13 protein-coding genes are annotated in these 14,324 nt (G+C 71.0%); 3 read left to right on the forward strand and 10 right to left on the reverse strand.

Translation table 11 applies throughout. The features are described from left to right. Positions 1–33 precede the first annotated feature (33 nt). The 10 genes from P8R59_RS07410 to P8R59_RS07455 form a co-directional block, all read right to left on the reverse strand. Positions 34–813, reverse strand: coding sequence for a creatininase family protein (locus P8R59_RS07410; protein WP_278103395.1), 780 nt, complete (start codon positions 811–813; stop codon positions 34–36). Beyond that, positions 810–2,141, reverse strand: coding sequence for an FAD-binding oxidoreductase (locus P8R59_RS07415; protein ID WP_278103396.1), 1,332 nt, complete (start codon positions 2,139–2,141; stop codon positions 810–812). The genes P8R59_RS07410 and P8R59_RS07415 overlap by 4 nt, the downstream gene beginning before the upstream one ends. 127 nt (positions 2,142–2,268) lie before the next feature. Then, the gene (locus tag P8R59_RS07420; RefSeq protein ID WP_278103397.1) at positions 2,269–3,447 is read right to left on the reverse strand and encodes an ABC transporter substrate-binding protein; all 1,179 of its coding nucleotides are present in this window, start codon (positions 3,445–3,447) and stop codon (positions 2,269–2,271) included. 137 nt (positions 3,448–3,584) lie between these two features. Beyond that, on the reverse strand, positions 3,585–4,481 hold the full coding sequence (locus P8R59_RS07425; protein WP_278103398.1) for an ABC transporter permease: 897 nt from the start codon (positions 4,479–4,481) through the stop codon (positions 3,585–3,587). Next, positions 4,478–5,257 carry an ABC transporter ATP-binding protein gene (locus P8R59_RS07430; protein ID WP_077050883.1) on the reverse strand — a complete coding sequence of 260 codons (780 nt, stop codon included), beginning with the start codon at positions 5,255–5,257 and terminating at the stop codon, positions 4,478–4,480. The genes P8R59_RS07425 and P8R59_RS07430 overlap by 4 nt, the downstream gene beginning before the upstream one ends. Before the next feature lie 7 nt (positions 5,258–5,264). After that, positions 5,265–6,563, reverse strand: a complete 1,299-nt coding sequence (locus P8R59_RS07435) for an amidohydrolase family protein (RefSeq protein WP_278103399.1) — start codon at positions 6,561–6,563, stop codon at positions 5,265–5,267. A gap of 271 nt (positions 6,564–6,834) precedes the next feature. Beyond that, a complete protein-coding gene (locus P8R59_RS07440; RefSeq protein ID WP_278103400.1) occupies positions 6,835–7,782 on the reverse strand; it encodes a PDR/VanB family oxidoreductase in 948 nt (315 codons plus the stop codon). Continuing rightward, positions 7,779–8,414 carry a helix-turn-helix domain-containing protein gene (locus P8R59_RS07445; protein WP_083735053.1) on the reverse strand — a complete coding sequence of 212 codons (636 nt, stop codon included), beginning with the start codon at positions 8,412–8,414 and terminating at the stop codon, positions 7,779–7,781. The genes P8R59_RS07440 and P8R59_RS07445 overlap by 4 nt, the downstream gene beginning before the upstream one ends. Beyond that, complete coding sequence (locus P8R59_RS07450; RefSeq protein ID WP_278103401.1) at positions 8,411–9,709, reverse strand: amidohydrolase family protein; 1,299 nt, start codon at positions 9,707–9,709, stop codon at positions 8,411–8,413. Before P8R59_RS07450 ends, P8R59_RS07445 begins: the two co-directional genes overlap by 4 nt. Next, positions 9,706–10,683, reverse strand: coding sequence for an XdhC family protein (locus P8R59_RS07455; protein ID WP_278103402.1), 978 nt, complete (start codon positions 10,681–10,683; stop codon positions 9,706–9,708). Before P8R59_RS07455 ends, P8R59_RS07450 begins: the two co-directional genes overlap by 4 nt. Positions 10,684–10,734: 51 nt before the next feature. Here P8R59_RS07455 and P8R59_RS07460 point away from each other — a divergent pair, with 51 nt between their 5' ends. From P8R59_RS07460 to mmsA, 3 genes are all read left to right on the forward strand, one after another. Beyond that, positions 10,735–11,337 carry a nucleotidyltransferase family protein gene (locus P8R59_RS07460; protein ID WP_278103403.1) on the forward strand — a complete coding sequence of 201 codons (603 nt, stop codon included), beginning with the start codon at positions 10,735–10,737 and terminating at the stop codon, positions 11,335–11,337. A gap of 235 nt (positions 11,338–11,572) precedes the next feature. Next, the gene (chvE, locus tag P8R59_RS07465) at positions 11,573–12,691 is read left to right on the forward strand and encodes a multiple monosaccharide ABC transporter substrate-binding protein (RefSeq protein ID WP_077050878.1); all 1,119 of its coding nucleotides are present in this window, start codon (positions 11,573–11,575) and stop codon (positions 12,689–12,691) included. Positions 12,692–12,791: 100 nt separating this feature from the next. Further along, positions 12,792–14,321, forward strand: coding sequence for a multiple monosaccharide ABC transporter ATP-binding protein (gene mmsA, locus P8R59_RS07470; protein WP_278103404.1), 1,530 nt, complete (start codon positions 12,792–12,794; stop codon positions 14,319–14,321). Positions 14,322–14,324 lie beyond the last annotated feature (3 nt).

A 14,324-nucleotide genomic window follows, 5' to 3' on the forward strand; every position in this document is an offset into this window, starting at 1 on the left:
CCTTCCGCCGTGTCCCGCGGGACGCGGGCACCGTCACGCGGTGTAGTCGAATCGGCTGATCTCCTCGAGCGCCTCCACGACGAACGACACGCTGTCCTCGAACAGCTCGGCGCCGTGCGCGGCGTTCGCGCCCGTCGGGTCGCCGAGCACCCCCGTGGGGCCGAAGTCGTTCGACAGCCAGCCGAAGGTCACGGGCTTGCCGTTGAAGCCGATGTGCCGGAAGTCGCCGATGTGCGCCGGGACGGTGGCCTCGAACTTCGAGGCATCCACGAGTTCGGGCCGCAGGTGCATGATCATGCTCGTCTCGCCGTGCCCGGCGTGGATACCGGTTCCGTGCTCGTCGGGACCGCCGTCGGTGCCGTTGAAGGAGGGCACGCGGGCGGCGGGCATGAAGAACGTCCGCAGGCCGAAGCGTCGGCGGAGCTCCCGGTTCGCGACGTTCAGCAGCGCGACGTTGCCGCCGTGTCCGTTGAGGAACACCAGCGTGCGGGCGCGCGTGGTCAGGAGCGAGCGGCCGATGTCGACGATGGTCTGCATCATCGTCTCGGGCGTGAGCCACAGCGTGCCCGGCGCCCAGGAGTGCTCGTCGGACTTCGTGATCGACAGCGTGGGCAGCTGCCACACGTCGATGCCCTGCGCGGCGGCGCGCGCGACCGCGGCCGTGGCCGAGGCCTCGGCGACGATGGCATCCGTCGCGAGGGGCAGGTGCGGACCGTGGTGCTCGATCGCGCCGGTCGGCAGCACGATGATCGACTTCTCGGTGAGGGCTTCGGCTGCGGCGGGGCCGCTGAGCTCGGCGAGGAGACGGCTCACGAGATGATCGCTCCCTTGCGTGCGCCCGAGTAGTCGGGGTTGAGTTTGCCGGGGTTCAGCAGCCCGTTCGGGTCGGTGAGACGGGCGAGCTCCGCGGTCTGCTCGACGTTGAAGTCGACGTTCCACTGGTGGGGGTTGTGCACGCCGACGCCGATCGCGTTGAGGTCGGCGATCCCGCGGTACACGTCCTCCTCGCTGACGTAGGGGGCGGCGAGCATGCCGATCGGGAAGGCCTTCGTCGACTCGATGTGCAGCTTCCCCCCGGCGAAGACGGCTTCGACGGCGTCGACGTCCTCGGCGAGCGGCGTGCCGGCGACCTCGAGGTGGAACACCTCGTGCGGCTGGCTCTTCTGGTACCACTCGATGGGGTGGTTGTAGCTGAGCATCGACAGACGGATGCTGGCCTGCGGCCCCTCGCGCACCGCCTCGACGCGGCCGCCCGCGCCCTCGACGATCGCGGTGACGGTGTCGATGAGCGACGCGTCGATGATCGCGCGGAGGCTCGACCGACCCCCGGGGATCGCTTCGTCGGCGGGGAGGGATGCCGAGATCTCGGGCCCGTCGCCCGACACCAGGCGCGGGGTGGGGTCGAGGTTGCCGATGGTCTGCAGCACCGCCAGGGTGCCCGAGAAGTCGGGGAAGCTGGCCCACAGCCCGCGCCACTCGCGCAGCGGCTCGAGTCGGACGGTGGCGCGGACGATGACGCCGGCCGTTCCGTAGTTGTGCACGTACTTCTGGGCGTCGTCGCCCTCGACGTGGATGATGTCGGCGCTGCCGTCGGCATGCACGACGTCGAGCGCGGCGACGAAGCCGCGGTCGTTCGAGCCGTGCTCGATGGAGCCGGTGCCGCCGGAGCCGCCGGAGAGGAAGCCGCCGAGGGTGGACTGCGCGGTCGAGGGGTACATCCACAGCGCCTGGCCCGCGGCCCACGCGGCCTGTTCGAGCAGCACCATGGGGGTTCCGGCTTCAGCGGTGATGAAGCCGTCGCCGACCTCGACGATCGCCTTGGCGCGGGTGGTGTCGACGACGAGGCCGCCCTGCATCGGGATGGCCTGGCCGTAGTTGCCGGTGCCCTTGCCGCGGACGGTGACGGGCACGCCGTGCCGCGCGGCGGCGGCGACCGCGATCGCGATCTGCTCGGCATCCGCGGGGAAGACCACGAGGTCGGCGAGTCCGAGGGGGAGCTTGGCGGCGATGATCGGCGACATCGGCGACCCGTCGACGCTGGCGCGCTCTCGCACGCGCGGTTCGGTGCTGACGGCGGCGGGACCGAGCAGGTCGAGCAGGTCGTCCTCGAGGGAGAGGACGCGGGTGGCGGTGTCGCTCATGGGTGTCTCCGGGTGACGCGGGTGGGGTGGATGCCAGGTGTCGGGGCCGCGGTGCGGTCGCTGCCGAGGTGGGCTGGAGCGGGCGGGACGCGGCCCGGCCCGCACGAGGCGGACCGGGCCGGGTCGATCAGAAGGAGATCGACGTGTCGATGAACTCGTTGGTGTACAGGTCCTCGGCGGTGTAGCCGGACGCGGGCGGGGTGCCCAGGTCGGTGTAGACCTTGCTGGCCTTGTCGAAGAAGTCCGCGAAGCGTGCGTCGTCGAAGTTGCCGTAGGTGGAGTCGGGGCCGTCGCCGACGAGGCCGAGGTCGACCTGCGTCTTGACCGAGTAGTCGGCCACGCCCTGCGTGTAGGTCCAGCCCGTGTCGTACTCCTCGACGAGCTTCAGGATGAGGTCGTTGGCGGCCTTCGGGTCCTGGTAGTACGCCACGCCCGCCTTCTGCAGGACGGGGACGAGCTTGGTGAGGCAGGGGCTCAGCGTGTCGAAGTCCGCGGCCTTGACCGACATGGACGACTGGTAGGTCTGCCATCCCGAGTCGTGGATGAGCGCGAAGTCCACCGGCTTGCCCCAGGCCGAGACCTCGTTCTGGTAGACGTACGGCTCAGCGGAGGCGAAGCCCTGCTGCATGTCCTTGCCGCCGGCGGCGACGAAGTTGGACGGGGTGCCGTCGTACGAGCCGTCGAGGATGTCGGCGCTGGCCAGGCCCGCGCTCTTGAGGTACTCGATGTACGCCGAGCCGTCGAAGTAGCGCCACACGCCGCCGTTCTTCTCGAGGGCCGGCTTGACGTCCTGGATGGTCTTGACGTCGGGGTAGGTCTCGGGGTCCCACATGACCATGGTCGGGCTGATGTCCAGCGGCGCCATGACGGCCTTGGTCGGGGTCGTGCTCGAGAGCTGGATCGCCTCGTCGGTGCTGACGTACCCGAGGGTGATCTTGTCGTCCTGGTACATCTGGGCCGAGACGGTCTGGAATCCGATCGCCGGTCCACCGGCGCGGATCTCGAGGTTGACGCCGGTGTACTCGCCGTCCACCTTGAGGGGGCCGGTGACCGCCTTGGTTCCGGCGTCGATCGTGTAGTCGTCCTTGATCATCTCGTAGAGGTGACCGTGCTCCGCCTCGGGGTTCCAGTCGGTCTGGACGACGATGGTCGCGGGGCAGTCGGCCGACAGGTCGACCGAGCCGATGGTCAGGTCGGAGCTGCTCGGCGCCGAATCCGCGGCGCTGCCGGCGCACGAGGTGAGCGTGAGGGCGATCGCGAACGCGCCGGTGACGGCGGTGCCGCGGACGAGGGTGCTGCGCTTCATGCTGTTTCGCTTTCTGTGACGGGTGGAGCTCTCGGGTGCGGATGTGGTGCAGGAGGGGGCGGATGCCACGGCCGCGGGCACGCCCGAGGGCGCGGTGCCGTGGCATCCGGTGTCTGTGAGGTGGGGGCGCTTCCGCGTCAGCGGACGGCGTCGTACCAGCGGCCGACGGCGACCTTCGACAGCCAGCCGAAGAAGGCGAAGATGGCGACGCCGAGGAGGCAGGCCGCGAGGATCGCGGCGAACAGCTCGGCGCTCTGCAGGCGCGACTGGTAGTTGGAGATGAGGGAGCCGATGCCCGGATCGCCGCGGCGGAAGAAGTAGTCGCCGACGATCGCGCCGATCACCGAGAGCCCGGCCGAGGTGCGCATGCCGACGAAGATCGAGGGGAGCGCGGCGGGGAGGGTGAGCTTGGTGAGCACGGTCCACTTGTTCGCCTTCTGCAAGCGGAACAGTTCGCGCTGCGACTTGTCCACCGACTGCAGACCGAACAGGGTGTTCGAGACCATCGGGAACAGCGCGATCAGGATGCAGACGATCACACGGGCCGTGAATTCGTAGCCGAACCAGAAGCCGACCAGCGGCACGAGCGCGAGGATCGGGATGCACTGCAGGATCACCGCGTACGCGTACGTGCTGCGCTCGACCCACCGGGCCAGCGACATCGCGACGGCCCAGCCGATGCCGATCACCATGGCGACCGCGAGACCGGTGAGGGCGACGCCCGTGGTGCGGAAGAGCGCGGTCCAGATGTCGACGCTGACCTGCGGGTCGAAGAAGCCCTTCGTGAACATCTCGTGCGGCATCGGCAGCAGGAAGCCCTTGCCGGTGGCGGTGAGGATGCCCGCGATGAGGTACCAGATCCCCACGAGCACGGCGAGGACGCCCAGTGGCGGGCCCGCGAGGATCAGTGCGCGCGAGATCGGGCCGCGACCGCGGGGCGGTGCCGCCGGGGCGGAGCCGACGGGCGGTACAGGGGTGGATGCCGACGGCTCGGACGTCTCGGAGACGACCGGCTCTGCAGAGGTGGTGCTCATGAGTGTCCTTCCCGGAGGGCGTGGGAGACCTCGCCGACGAGCTTGGCGAACTCGCCCGTGTAGCGGATCTCGGGGTCGCGCGGCATGTCGAAGGGGACCTCGAACGTGTCGACGAGGTGGCCGGGGCGACCCGACATCACGACGACCTTGGTGGAGAGGTAGACCGCTTCGGAGACCGAGTGCGTGATGAACAGTCCGCCGAACTTCTGCTCGACGAAGATCTTCAGCAGCTCGTCGTTCAGGCGTTCGCGGGTGATCTCGTCGAGCGCGCCGAACGGCTCGTCGAAGAGGAACAGTTCGGGGTCGAGGGTGAGCGAACGGGCGAGCGACGCGCGCATCTTCATGCCGCCCGACATCTGCTTGGGCAGGTGCTTCTCGAAGCCGTTGAGGCCCACGAGGTCGATGGCCCACTGGGCCTTGGGGGTGCGGATGCGCTTGGGCTGCCAGTTCAGTTCGGCGAGGAGCTCGACGTTGGACTGCACGTCGCGCCAGGGGAGGAGGGTCGCGTCCTGGAAGACGTAGCCGATCCGGTCGGTGTTGACCGTCGCGGTGCCTTCGCTCGCGGACTCGAGTCCCGAGGCGATGCGCAGGAGGGTCGACTTGCCGCAGCCAGAGGGGCCGACGACGCTGACGAACTCGCCGCGCTCGACGACGAGGTCGACGCCGGAGAGAGCGGTGGTGCCGTTGGGGAACGTCATGGCGACGTTCCGGAAGTCCAGCAGCGGCGGGGTGGGGCCCGCGAGGGTGGCTGCCGGGGAAGGGGAGGCGAGAGTCACGGAGCGCTCACTTTCCGGTCGGGACGAGGGTCGGAAGCGCCGGTGCGGGTGCGTCGGCGGGCGGTGCGGTCTTCGGGGTGGGGGCGGACGGGGAGGCGATGCGCGTCGAGACCGTGGTGCGGGCGACGACGCGGCCGCGGTGGAGGACCACGCGGTCGGCGGAGGCGAACGCGACTGCCTCGCCGAGCGAGGCTGCGCGGACGGCGACGAGGTCGGCGCGGGCACCGGGGACGGGGCCGGCTGCCGGCAGTCCCATGACGTCGCGCGCGCCGGTGGTGACGGCATCCACCGCTTCTTCGGGGGCGAGGTGCCCCGCGGCGACGAGCAGGGAGGCGGTCTCGAGGTGGTCGCACCGGCCGACGGGGTTGAAGGGGTCGCGGACGTTGTCGGCGCCCGCGGCGACGCGGACACCCGCGGCCTTGAGTCGGCCGATCGGGGCGATCCCGCGGGGGACGGCGTGGTCGTCCTCCCACCCCTGCAGGTACAGGTTGGTGATCGGGAGGGCGATGATGCCGATGTCGGCCGCCCGCACCTCGTCGGCGAGGGTCGCGAGATCTTCGGTCGGCATCATGCTGAGTCGCACGCAGTGGCCGGCGGAGCGGGGGCGGTGCCAGCCGGTCACGGCCGCGGCGTACGCGGCGAGCGTGTCGGCGCCGGCGAGGCTCTCGTCGGTGTGGAGGTCGAGGCCGACGTCGCGACGCCGGGCGATCGCGATGAGACGGTCGAGGTCGTCGATCGGGTCCTCGGCGAGGTGCGGTGCCCCGCCGACGAGGTCGACGCCCGCGTCGAGGGCGGCGTCGAACACGGCGTCGGGCACGGTCGGCCCGCCGAGGGCGACGAGCTCGATGTCCATGAGGCCGCGGAGCTCTTCGCGCAGCCGCACGAGGGCGCGGACGCCGATCAGCGTGTCCGCCCCGTGCAGCAGGTCGACGTGGGTGCGGACGGCGGTGATCCCGGATGCCAGCATCCGCAGCGCCGTGGAGCGGGCCCGGTCGAGCGTCTCGTCCTCGTCGAGCGTCTGGGCGAAGGCCTGCCAGCTCTCGATGGCGCGCACGAGGTCGCCGAACGGGGGCTGGATGGCATCCCACGACTGGGACTTGTCGAGGTGCCCGTGGGGCTCGGCGCCGGCGGCCGTGACGACGTAGCCGGCGAGGTCGAGGATCTCGCCCTCGGTCCCGGGCAGCGGCGTTCCCGCCGGAACCACCGCGACGACCGTCTCGCCGTCGATCGCGATGTCCACGAGCGCGCCGGACGCCAGCCGCGCGTTGTGGATCGCGGTGATCGAGACGGGTGGAGCGGCGGACACGAGGACCTCCGGAGAATGAGGGTGAGGATGCCACTTCGTCGAGGCGGGCGCCGTCGGGAGCGGCTCTCCAGTGTTGGTGTGACCAACATCCGGGCTGTTTCCGATGCTAGGAACCGGTCGTTTCCGCCGTATTTCCCGCTCGTGACCCTCGTGACAAACCTGCGGCGCGCGGCGCCGGATCAGCGTTCCGCGCAGCCTCCGCCCCGGCCGCCGTGCGTGACGGAGGTTCCGCGGATCGCGGAGGAACCGTCGGACGCCGCGGGGGTCGCGGCTACAACTCGATCGTGATGCGCGGGCAGGCCGCGCGCGAGACGCACAGCATCATCGTGCGGTTCGCCTCCTGCTCCTCGGGTGAGAGCACCGAGTCGCGGTGCTCGACGTCGCCGTCGATCACGGGCACTTCGCACGTTCCGCACGTGCCGACGCGGCAGCTCGAGGGGACGACCGCGCCGTACTCCTCGACGACGTCGAGGATCGACTTCTCCGGCGGCACCACGACCGTCAGCCCCGACATCATGAGGTCGACCTCGAACGGTTCCGCCCACACCGGCGGGCCGAGCACCTTCGCCTCGAACCGCTCGACGTGCAGGCTCCCGCGCGGCCAGCCCGACATCGCGGCATCCAGGGATTCCAACAGGCGTGCGGGCCCGCACGCGTAGACGACGGTCCGGGATGCCGGTGCGCCCAGGCGCGCGTCCAGGTCGAGGCGGCGTCCCTCGTCGGCGGCGAAGACCTCCACGCGGTCGCCGTAGAGCTCGGCCAGGTCGGCGGCGAACGCCATCGTGCTCCGCGACCGTCCGGCGTAGAGCAGCGTCCATGCGGCGCCGGCCGCCTCGGCGGCCTCGATCATGGGCACGATCGGTGTGATGCCGATGCCCCCGGCGACGAACACGTACGACCGGCCGGCGGTGGGGGCGAAGAGGAAGTGGTTCGCGGGGCCGCGGACGCGGAGGGCGGTTCCGGGGTGCGCGTTCTCGTGCAGCCACACCGAGCCCTCGCGCTCCCGCAGCACGCCGATGCGCCAGGTGCCGCGCTCGGTCGGCGACCCGCACAGCGAGTACTGCCGCTCGACGCCGCCGGGCAGGACGACGTCGATGTGCGCGCCGGGCGACCAGTGCGGCAGCACGCCGCCGGCGCGCTCGAGGTCGAGCACGACGACCCCGTCCGCGGCCTCGCGGCGCTCGCGGACCGTCACCTCGAACGTCAGACCGCCGCTCATGTGTCTCCTTCGCCGGGGTCGGGGGCGCCGTGCACCAGTTCTTTCACGATCAGCAGCCGGTAGGGCGCACCGTCGGGCGAATGCCAGCGGTGAGGGGTTCCGGAACGGCAGTACACGGAATCGCCGACGGCCAGGGTCGTCTCGCCGAACGGGCCGAGCGAGATGACGATCGAGCCCTCGAGCACCGTGAGGAACTCGTCCTCCTCGTGCACGTAGTGGTCGCCCGGCTCGGTGTTCGCGCCGGTGAACTCCATGGGCTCGAAGCGGCGCGGACCTTCGGCGAGCATCCGCGCGCTGCCCTCGGCGTAGGGTCCGACGAGCCCCTCGTCGGCCCGCACGAACGTCGGGTGGGCGCTCTCGTCGGGGCGCGGGGGCTCGGACGCGGCGATGAGTTCGACCCGGCTCGTACCGAGGGCCCGCGCCAGGCGCTCGAGGCTGGCCATGCTGGGCCGGGCGAGACCGCGCTCGAGCTGGCTGAGGAACGGGTGCGACAGTGCCGCGGCCTCCGCGAGCTGGGTGAGCGTCAGCCCCCGCGCCTTGCGCAGGCCGCGGAGGTGCGCGCCGAGCCGCTCGTCGCCGGTGGAGCCGGTCGCGGGGTCGTCGGCGGGGATCGCGGGAGCCATGGTGGTCATCGTCCCACCCTCTCGAACAGTCGCGCGGTGATCTCGGCCTCGTCGCCGCTGGTCAGGGTCCCGTTCTCCACGACGACGCGGCCCGCGACGACGACCTCGCGCGGACGCCGACCGGGCGAGGCCCACAAGAGCCCCGCGACCCGGTCGGCCACTCCCGCGTCGGCGACGCCTGCGACGTCCCACAGGCACAGGTCGGCGGCCGAACCCGGGGTGAGTCGACCGAGCTCGCTGCGCCCGAGGCCCGCGGCGGATCCTTCGGTCGCCATCGCCAGAACGGTGGATGCCGCCAGCTGCGGCCCCACGAGAGCGGAGACCTGCATCGCGAGACGCGCGTCGGCGAGCAGGTGGCCGGCGTCGTTGCTGCCGCCGCCGCTCGTTCCGAGGCCCACCGGGATGCCGGCATCCCGGAGCTTCGCCACCGGCGCGACGCCCCACCCCATCGGCACGTCGCAGCCGGGGGCGTGGGTGGCCGTGACCCCGGCGGCGGCGAGCCGGGCGATCTCGTCGTCCGTGACCGCGCACAGGTGCGCGAGCGTGACATCGGGGGCGAGCCAGCCCCAGTCCTCCAGCAGGTCGAGGGGACGCCGACCGTACTTCTGCTGTGCGATCTCGACGTCGACGACCTCGTTCGCCTGCGTGCGGCGTCGGAGCCCGCGGCGCTCGGCGACCTCGCCCAGCAGCGCGAACGTCTCGCGCGGGTCGCTGTGCACGCCCGCCGGCCCCACGGCGACCTGCAGCATCCCGTCGGCGCTGACACCGCCCGGGCGGCCGTCGACGAGCGCGGCGGCGATCGCCTCGGCCGACAGTGCGGCCTCCTGCGGATCGTCGCGCGCGGCGCCGCGGACGAACGCGAGCCGCGCACCGAGGTCGGCGGCCGCCTCGGCGGCGGCGCGGGCCATGCCGACCGTGTCGGCGCCGGAGGGCCAGGTCAGGTGGTGGTCGGCGACGGTCGTGACACCGCTCAACAGCGCTTCGGCGAGTCCCGCGCGCGCGGCGATCCCCGTCAGTCCGGGGTCGACGCCGGCCTCGGCGTAGGCGGCCGCCATCGCCGGCAGCCACTCGCGCATCGGGATGCCACGGGTGCCGGGCAGCGTCCGGAACGCCGTCTGCAGCAGGTGGTGGTGGGCGTTGACGAGGCCGGGCGTCACGACGCAGCCGCTCGCGTCGATCACCGTCGCGTCGGCGGGGGCGGGGGTGTCGACGACCATCCCGTCGATGCACACGACGTCGCCCGTGCGGATCCGGCCCTCGGCCTCGACGACCGCGACCGCGTCGCGGATGACGAGCGCCGTCATCCCGCGATCACCGGCGTCGGCACGGCGCATCCGCGCGCGGCATCGACGTGCAGCGGGCCCCCGGTCGACCGCAGCGGGAGCGCGCTCGCGCCACGTCGGGCCGCGACGATCTCCGCGATCACGGACAGGGCGGTCTCCTCCGGCGTCTCCGCACCGAGGTCGAGACCCAGCGGCGAGTGCAGCCGACCGAGCTCGGCATCCGTCACTCCGGCCTGCGTGAGCAGCGCCGCACGTCGTGCCACGGTCGCGCGTGAGCCCATCGCTCCGACGAAGCCGACCGGGAGCCGCAACGCGGTGCGGATGGCGGGGACGTCGAGGCGCTCGTCGTGGGTCAGGACGCAGACGGCCGTGCGCTCGTCGGGCGCCTCGAGCGACGCGAGGTATTCGTGCGGCGGGGCGACGACGAGATCGGATGCCTCGGGGAAACGGTCGCGCGTCACCAGCAGCGCCCACGCGTCGCATATTGTCACCGCGAACCCAGCGGCAGCTCCCACGCGGCACAGGGCCGCCGCGTGTTCGCCGGCGCCCAGGACGATGAGGCGCGGGCGGGACCGTCGGTGCAGTCCGAGCACGGTCCCGTCGCCGAGGTCGAGGTCGATCGCGCTCTCGCGTCCGGCCGCGGCGCGCCGCAACGCGTCGCGCACAGCGGGGTCGTCGCCGTCGACGGGGTACGCGACCACCTCGATCGCACCGCCGCACGCGAGGCCGGCCGCGACGATCGCGTCGTCGGGACCGGTGAAACCGAAGCTTCCGCGACGGACCCCGCCCGAGCGGAGGGCGTCGAGACCGAGCATCACGGCGTCGCCCTCGACGCAGCCGCCGGAGAGCGAACCGATGACGCGGGCGTCCGCGGTCACGGCGAGTGTGGCCCCCACCCCGCGCGGCGCGCTGCGCACGACCCGGGTGATCGTGACCGCGGCCACGGGTACCCCCGCCTCCAGCAGGGGCAGCAGGTCGGCGGCCAGTTCGAGCACGTGGGCGACCGTATCCGCGCCGTGTTTCGCGCACGCTACGCTGTCGTGACCATGCCCGCCGAGCCTTCCGCGCCCCCCGTCGGCGGGCCCGCCGGCGCCCCGCTCGCCGGTCTCGTGCTGGCCGCCGGTGCGGGTCGCCGGTTCGGCGGACCGAAGGCCCTCGCGCGTGATCCGGATGGCGTCGCGTGGGTGGAGAGGGCGGTCGGCGCGCTGCGCGACGGGGGGTGCGACCCGGTCGTCGTCGTCCTGGGCGCGGCGTCCGACGACGCGGCTCGCCTCGTTCCCCCCGGCGCCATCGTCACGATCGCCGATGCCTGGTCAGAGGGTGTTTCCGCGTCTCTTCGCGCGGGCCTCGACGCCGTGGCGCGCACCGCGGCGAGCGCGGTCGTCGTGGTTCCGGTCGACACCCCCGACCTGCCCGCCGCGGCCGTGCGCCGGCTCGCCGCCCGCGTCGGCGCTGACCCTGCCGTGCTCGCGTCCGCGGAGTACGCCGGTGCCCCCGGGCACCCCGTCGTGATCGGTCGCGACCACTGGGCCGTGCTCGCCGCAGCGGTCCGCGGCGACGTCGGAGCGCGCCCGTACCTTCGCGCGCACGGTGCCTTGGCGGTGGAGTGCGGCGACCTGTGGTCCGGGGCCGATCAGGACATCCGCTGACGACCGCCGCGCCGCGGTGAGGGACCGACGAGTCCCGTTCCGTTACGCGTTCGTTGCATTCCTTCCGGGGTCGGACTCTGGACAAATCCGGGGAGGCGGGGATATGTTCACGGAGCCGTCATAATTACGACGGAACCAGGAAGCCGGGACGAGGACGTACCCGATCCGACGCCGGGGAGGGCGGCGGGTGCGGACCACGGGGGTCCCTGCAGTTCAGAGAGGAACGCAGATCACAATGCTGAAGAAAATCCTGACCGGCGCGGCCATCGCGGCGCTCGCCGTCGGCCTCGGAGCCTGTAGCTCCACGCGCCCCGCCGATGGCGGCGGAGACGCCGCCGGGGGCAGCGGCGACTGCAACGTCGGCATCGCGATGCCGACCCGCAGCCTCGAGCGCTGGATCAACGACGGTGAGCAGCTCCAGAAGAAGCTCACGGATGCCGGCTGCACCGTCGACCTGCAGTACGCCGACAACAAGACCGACCAGCAGATCAGCCAGATCCAGAACCAGATCTCGGGCGGTGCCAAGATCCTCGTGATCGCGGCCATCGACGGTTCGACGCTGGGTCCGGTGCTGCAGGAGGCCAAGGCCCAGAACGCGACCGTCATCGCGTACGACCGCCTCATCAACGGCAGCGAGAACGTCGACTACTACGCCACGTTCGACAACTACAAGGTGGGCACCCTGCAGGGCCAGTTCATCGAGGAGCAGCTGGGACTCAAGGACGGCAAGGGTCCGTTCAACCTCGAGCCCTTCGCCGGCAGCCCCGACGACAACAACGCGAAGTTCTTCTTCGCGGGTGCCTGGGACGTGCTGAAGCCGTACATCGACAAGGGTCAGCTCGTCGTCCCCAGCGGCAAGTCGCCGGCCAACGACGACGCGTGGGCCAGCATCGGCATCCAGGGCTGGGCGTCCGACAAGGCGCAGGCCGAGATGGACAACCGCCTCTCGTCGTTCTACGGCGACGGCAAGAAGGTCAACGTCGTCCTCTCTCCCAACGACAGCCTCGCCATCGGCATCGAGGCATCCCTCAAGTCGGCCGGCTACACCGCCGGTGCCGACTACCCGATCATCACGGGTCAGGATGCCGACAAGGCCAACGTCAAGGCGATCCTCGAGGGTCTGCAGGCCATGACGGTCTGGAAGGACACCCGTGCTCTGGGTGACCGCGTCTTCCAGATGATCCAGGAGATCAAGGACGGCAAGACCGTCGAGGTCAACGACACCAAGACCTACGACAACGGCAAGAAGGTCGTCCCGTCCTACCTGCTGACGCCTGAGGTCGTCGTCAAGGACGACGTGCAGTCCAAGCTCATCGACTCGGGCTTCCTCAAGGCCTCCGACGTCGGGCTCTGATCCACTCTGCGGCGGGGCGGGTTCGCCCGCCCCGCCGCTCTCTCCGTCGCCGCACGGCGGCGGAGCTACCTGTCGCCCGCGGGCGACGGAGGGAGACACCATGACCGAACCGATCCTGCGCATGTCGGGGATCTCCAAGTCGTTCAACGGCGTCCCGGCTCTCGCCGACGTGTCGGTGGACGTGCATCGCGGTGAGGTGCACGCGATCTGCGGCGAGAACGGCGCGGGGAAGTCGACGCTGATGAAGGTGCTGAGCGGTGTCTATCCCGCCGGCAGCTTCGACGGGACGATCACCCTCGAGGGGGAGCCGGTCGCGTTCCGCTCGATCAACGACAGCGAGGCCGCCGGCATCGTCATCATCCACCAGGAGCTGGCCCTCAGCCCCTACCTCTCGATCGCCGAGAACATCTTCCTCGGCAACGAGAAATCCAAGCGCGGGGTGATCGACTGGAACGCCACCAACACCGCCGCCGCAGACCTGCTCAAGCGCGTGGGGCTCCGCGAGAACCCGGCGACCAAGATCTACGAGCTCGGCGTCGGCAAGCAGCAGCTCGTCGAGATCGCGAAGGCGCTGGCCAAGGAGGTCAAGCTCCTCATCCTCGACGAGCCGACCGCCGCCCTCAACGACGACGACTCCGCGCACCTGCTCGACCTCATCGACCAGCTGCGCGACCAGGGGATCACCTGCATCATCATCAGCCACAAGCTGAAGGAGGTGCTGCGCATCGCCGACCGCATCACGATCATCCGCGACGGCCGGACGATCGAGACCATGCGGCGCGACGACCCCGACACCGACGAGGGCCGCATCATCCGGGCGATGGTCGGTCGCGACCTCAACAGCCTCTTCCCGCCGCGCGAACCCGACATCGGCGAAGAGCTGTTCCGCGTCGAGAACTGGACCGTGCACCACCCCGTCGACACCGAGCGCGTGGTCATCGACGACGCGTCCTTCATGGTGCGTGCGGGCGAGATCGTCGGCTTCGCCGGTCTCATGGGTGCCGGGCGCACCGAGCTCGCGATGAGCATCTTCGGACGCATGTACGGCACCGGCATCTCCGGCGAGGTGTACAAGGGCGGCCGGCAGATCGACGTCCGCACCGTCGACGCGGCGATCAAGAACGGCATCGCCTACGCCACGGAGGACCGCAAGAAGTACGGCCTCAACCTCATCGGCGACATCCAGGTCAACGTCTCGGCCTCCGCCCTCGCCCGCCTCGCGCGCCTCGGCGTCGTCGACCGGTACCGCGAGTACAAGGTCGCCGATTCGTACCGCTACAAGATGAACATCAAGGCGCCCAGTGTCGCCGCGATCACCGGACGCCTCTCCGGCGGGAACCAGCAGAAAGTGGTCCTGTCGAAGTGGATGTTCACCGGACCCGACGTGCTGATCCTCGACGAGCCGACCCGCGGCATCGACGTCGGGGCGAAGTACGAGATCTACGGCATCATCAACGAACTCGCGGCCCAGGGGAAGGCCGTCATCGTCATCTCGTCGGAGCTGCCCGAGGTCATCGGCCTCTCCGACCGCATCTACACCATCTCCGAGGGACGCATCACGGCCGAGGTCAGCCGTGAGGAAGCCACGCAGGAGACGCTCATGCGGCACATGACCGCCGGAAGGAACTGACAG

It is taken from the genome of Microbacterium proteolyticum (assembly GCF_029639405.1).
Classification (GTDB): Bacteria; Actinomycetota; Actinomycetes; order Actinomycetales; family Microbacteriaceae; genus Microbacterium.

What these genes read in the sequence shown, in the direction of transcription:
- mmsA (WP_278103404.1), top strand. Translation starts at nt 12,792, where the DNA reads ATGACCGAACCGATCCTGCGCATGTCGGGGATCTCCAAGTCGTTCAAC.
- P8R59_RS07420 (WP_278103397.1), bottom strand. Translation starts at nt 3,447, where the DNA reads ATGAAGCGCAGCACCCTCGTCCGCGGCACCGCCGTCACCGGCGCGTTC.
- P8R59_RS07445 (WP_083735053.1), bottom strand. Translation starts at nt 8,414, where the DNA reads ATGACCACCATGGCTCCCGCGATCCCCGCCGACGACCCCGCGACCGGC.
- P8R59_RS07450 (WP_278103401.1), bottom strand. Translation starts at nt 9,709, where the DNA reads ATGACGGCGCTCGTCATCCGCGACGCGGTCGCGGTCGTCGAGGCCGAG.
- P8R59_RS07415 (WP_278103396.1), bottom strand. Translation starts at nt 2,141, where the DNA reads ATGAGCGACACCGCCACCCGCGTCCTCTCCCTCGAGGACGACCTGCTC.
- chvE (WP_077050878.1), top strand. Translation starts at nt 11,573, where the DNA reads ATGCTGAAGAAAATCCTGACCGGCGCGGCCATCGCGGCGCTCGCCGTC.
- P8R59_RS07440 (WP_278103400.1), bottom strand. Translation starts at nt 7,782, where the DNA reads ATGAGCGGCGGTCTGACGTTCGAGGTGACGGTCCGCGAGCGCCGCGAG.
- P8R59_RS07425 (WP_278103398.1), bottom strand. Translation starts at nt 4,481, where the DNA reads ATGAGCACCACCTCTGCAGAGCCGGTCGTCTCCGAGACGTCCGAGCCG.
- P8R59_RS07460 (WP_278103403.1), top strand. Translation starts at nt 10,735, where the DNA reads ATGCCCGCCGAGCCTTCCGCGCCCCCCGTCGGCGGGCCCGCCGGCGCC.